Origin of the sequence: Streptomyces sp. SID14436 (assembly GCF_010548465.1) — a bacterium.
In the GTDB taxonomy this organism is placed as follows: domain Bacteria; phylum Actinomycetota; class Actinomycetes; order Streptomycetales; family Streptomycetaceae; genus Streptomyces.
This window is the reverse complement of the sequence record NZ_JAAGMD010000576.1, coordinates 1-4,337: the sequence shown is the minus strand read 5'-3', so window position 1 is coordinate 4,337 and position 4,337 is coordinate 1. Positions and strand designations below refer to the sequence as shown.

General features: G+C 73.1%; 1 protein-coding gene. It reads right to left on the bottom strand.

Annotated elements, in window-relative coordinates; genetic code table 11:
* Window positions 1-4,337, bottom strand: a 4,337-nt coding sequence (locus G3I53_RS34420) for a non-ribosomal peptide synthetase (protein WP_164438614.1), incomplete at both ends; no start/stop codon positions are given.

The window sequence follows — 4,337 nt, the reverse complement described above, 5'->3', positions numbered from 1 at the left end:
CGCGGCCCGGTCCACCTTGCCGTTCGCCGTCAACGGCATGGCGTCGAGGCGGATCAGCACCGAAGGGATCATTGCCTCGGGGAGCGCACGCGTGAGTCCGGCCCGGAGGTCGGCGGTGTCGACACCGCCCACGACGTACCCGACGAGCGCGGTCGCCCCCGAGGGGTGGGGACGGTCCAGGACGACGGCGTCGGTGACCTCGGGCAGGGCGCGCAGGGCATTCTCGACCTCGCCGAGCTCGATGCGCTGACCCCGGATCTTCACCTGGTGGTCGCGCCGGCCCAGGAACTCCAGCTCCCCGCCCGGCAGATACCGCACCACATCACCGGTGCGGTACAGCCGCGCACCCGGCACCGCACCGAACGGATCCGGCACGAACGCCGTGGCCGTCTTCACCGGGTCGTCCAGATAGCCGCGGCCGACACCCACACCGCCGACGAACAACTCGCCCCGCACACCGACGGGCACGGGACGCATCGCCTCGTCCAGCACATACAGGCGGGTGTTGCGGACCGCCGAGCCGATCGGGACGCGGTCGACCTCCGCGGTGAGCGTGGCGTGGGTGACGTCGTCGGAGCACTCGGTGGGGCCGTAGGCGTTGACGATCTCGATCCCCGGATAGCGGGCGAACCAGCGCGCGCACAGGTCCGGCGGCAGCGCCTCACCGGTCACCACCAGCTTGCGCAGATCCGCCAATCCCGGTGCTGAGCCGGCCACCGTGTCCCAGGCGTCCAGCGCCGCCCGCAGCAGGGACGGCACCACCTCCAGCACCGTGACCGCATCCCGCTCGGCCCGCACGAACAGACCCGTCGCATCCAACGCCGTCTCATCGCCGTAGACGGCGGTGCGGCCGCCCACGACCAGTGCGGCCACCATCTGCCACACCGAGATGTCGAACGTCAGCGCCGCGTTCTGCACCACCACATCCGCCCCGGTCAACGCCAGGTCGTCCACCTTCGCCAGCAGGTGGTTGTTCATCCCCGCCCGGTGCACCATCGCACCCTTCGGCAGACCCGTCGAACCCGACGTGAACAGCACATACGCCAGATCGTCACCCGCACCCGGCACCGGTGGACCGTCCACCGCAGCGCCGTCCCGGGGACACAGCACGACCTCCGGACGGGCATCCGTGGCCTCGGCGAGTGCGCGCGCGGCGTCCGCCGTGCCCGGTTCCGCCACGATCCAGCGGGCGCCGCACGCCGAGGTCATGTGCGCGTTGCGGGCAGCGGGGGCACGGAGGTCGAGGGGGACGTAGACGCCTCCGGCGCCCAGGACGCCGAGCAGGGTGACCACGGCGTCGATACCCCGCTCACCGTGATAGACCACCCGGTCGTCCAGCCCGACACCCGCCGCGAGCAGCTCACCGGACAGGCGGCTCGCCCGCCCCGCCAACTCGGCGTACGTCACCTCACCGCGGTCGTCGCTGACGGCCACCGCGTCCGGCTCCTCCACCGCGAGCTGCCGTACCCGCGTGACGAGGCAGTCCAGCCGGTCCGTGCGGTCGGTCGCGTTCCAGGTGTGGAGGAGCAGTTCACGCTCCGCCTCCGACACCTCGGTCAGCTCACGCACCGGCCGCGCAGGATCGGCAACCGCCGCACGGCACGCCCGCAGCACGTCGTCCAGCACCGCCCGAGCCGTCGCCTCGAAGAACAGATCGGTGCTGTACTCCAAGGTCAGCGACAGCCCGCCGTCCTCGGCCTCCTCGGCGACCAGCATCAGGTCGAACTTCGCCGTCCCGTCGCTCACCGGGAGATGCGTCATCTCCACACCGTCGAGGTGCTGTTCGACGGTCGGCGCGTTCTGGAGGGCGCACATCACCTGGAAGAGGGGGTTGCGGGAGCGGTCGCGGTCGGGGACCAGCTCCTGCACCAGCCGCTCGAACGGCACGTCCTGGTGCGACAGCGCCTCCACCGCCGTACCGCCCACCCGGCCCACCAGGTCCAGGAACGACTCCTCCCCCGACACCCGCGTGCGCAGCGGCAACGTGTTGACGAAGAAGCCGATCAATTCCTCCGTCTCCACCCGGGAACGGTTCGCCACCGGCACACCGATCACCACGTCGTCCTGACCCGCCCGCCGCGACAACACGGCAGCAAGCACCGACTGGATCGCACCGAAGAGCGTCGCTCCCCGCTCCCGGGCCACACCCGCCAGCCGGCCCACCACATCGGCGTCCAGCACCGCCGCCAACTGCGCACCCCGGTGACTGGGCACCGCCGGCCGCGGCCGGTCCGTCGGCAGGTCCAGCGCCGGCGGGGCGCCCTGCAACGCCTCACGCCAGTACCCGAGCTGCTCCTGAAGCACCTCCCCCGACAGCCACTCCCGCTGCCACGCCGCGTAGTCCGCGTACTGCACCGCGAGGGCCGGCAACTCCTGTCCCGCGTACGCGGCCTGGATCTCGCGCAGCAGGACCCCGACCGACCAGCCGTCCGAGACGATGTGGTGCATCGACAGGGCCAGTACGTGCTCCGTGTCGCCGGTCCGCATCACCACGACCCGCATCAGCGGGCCGTCGACCAAATCGAACGGCAACCGCGCGACCTCGTGCGCCACGCCCAGCACCGCCGCGGCCGGGTCGGCCTCGCCCGACAGGTCCCGCGCCTCGAATCCGACGGCGGGTTCCTCGTCCACCACCTGCACCGGGCCGGTGTCGCCCGCCTCGAACCGGGTCCGCAGCACCTCGTGCCGGGCCGCCACCGCGAGCAGCGCACCCCGCAACCGCTCCACGTCCAGCGCACCCGTCAGCCGCACCGCCGCCGGGACGTTGTACGAGGAACCGTCCGGGTCGAGCTGGTGCAGGAACCACATCCGCTGCTGCGCGAACGACAGCGGAAGCGGCCCCGCACGCTCCACCCGGCGCAACTCCGGCAGCGCCTCCACACGCCCCGCAGCCACCACCGACGCCGACACCCCCGCGACATCCGACGCCTCGAACAACGCCCGCAGCGGCAGCTGCACGTCGAACTCGGAGCGGATGCGGGCGATCAGCTGCGTCGCCAGCAGGGAGTGGCCGCCCAGGTCGAAGAAGTCGTCGTCCAGACCGACCTGCTCGGCACCCAGCACCTCGCCGAACAGCGCCGCGACCCGACGCTCCACGTCACTCTCCGGCGCCCGGTACGCCGCCTGGCCCGAACCGAACTCCGGCTCGGGCAACGCGGCCCGGTCCACCTTGCCGTTCGCCGTCAACGGCAGGACGTCCAGGCACACCACCGCCGACGGCACCATCGCCTCCGGCAGGGTCCGCGCCAGCTCCTGGCGGACGTGTTCCGCACCGGCCCCGCCCGTCACGTAACCGACGAGACGCAGCTGACCCGCCCCGTCGGTCCGGGACACGACCACGGCGTCGGTGATCTCGGCGACGGCGCGCAGGGCGTTCTCGACCTCGCCCAGCTCGATGCGCTGACCCCGGATCTTCACCTGGTGGTCCCGCCGGCCCAGGAACTCCAGCTCCCCACCCGGCAGATACCGCACCACATCACCCGTGCGGTACAAGCGCGCACCCGGCACCGCACCGAACGGATCCGGCACGAAGGCCCCCGCCGTCTTCACCGGGTCGCCGAGGTAGCCCCAGGCGACCTGGACGCCCCCGATGAAGAGTTCGCCCGGCACGCCCACCGGCACGGGCACCATGCGCTCGTCCAGGACGTACAGGCAGGTGCCCGCGATGGGGCGGCCCGCCGGGATGCCGGGACGGTCGGGCACGGCCTCGCCGGGGGCGAGGGTGTGGACGGCGCAGCCGACGACGGTCTCGGTGGGGCCGTACTCGTTGACGACGGTCGCCGCGGGTGCCAGCGCGCGGAACTGGTCCACCAGCACGGGGGACAGGGCCTCCCCGCCGACGACGAAGCAGGCGTCCAGGTCGGCGAGTCCGCCCTCGGGGAGGAGCCGGCACAGGGCCTGGAGGTGGGAGGGGGTCAGCTTGACGAGGGTGGGCCGGGCCGGGCCGGTCAGGACGGACACCAGGCCGTCCAGGGGGTCGGCCTCGTCGACGAGGTGGATCGTGCCGCCCGCGGTCAGCGGCAGCCACAGGCTCGTCACCGTGAGGTCGAAGGCGACGCTGGAGTGGACCGGGGCCACGGGTGCGCGGCCGGGGCTGTAGGCGTCGGCGGCCCAGCGCAGGTAGTTGGCGAGACCGCGGTGGGGCACGACGACGCCCTTGGGCCGGCCGGTCGAGCCGGAGGTGTAGAGGACGTAGGCGGTGTCGCCCGCGCCGGGGGTCCGGGGGGCGGGCTGCCCGGGGAGGGCGTCGACGTCGACGACGGGGGTGCCGCCCGCGACGTCGCGGGCCCGCTCGCCGGTGGCGACGAGGGCGGCGGCACCGGCGTCGCGGAGCAGGG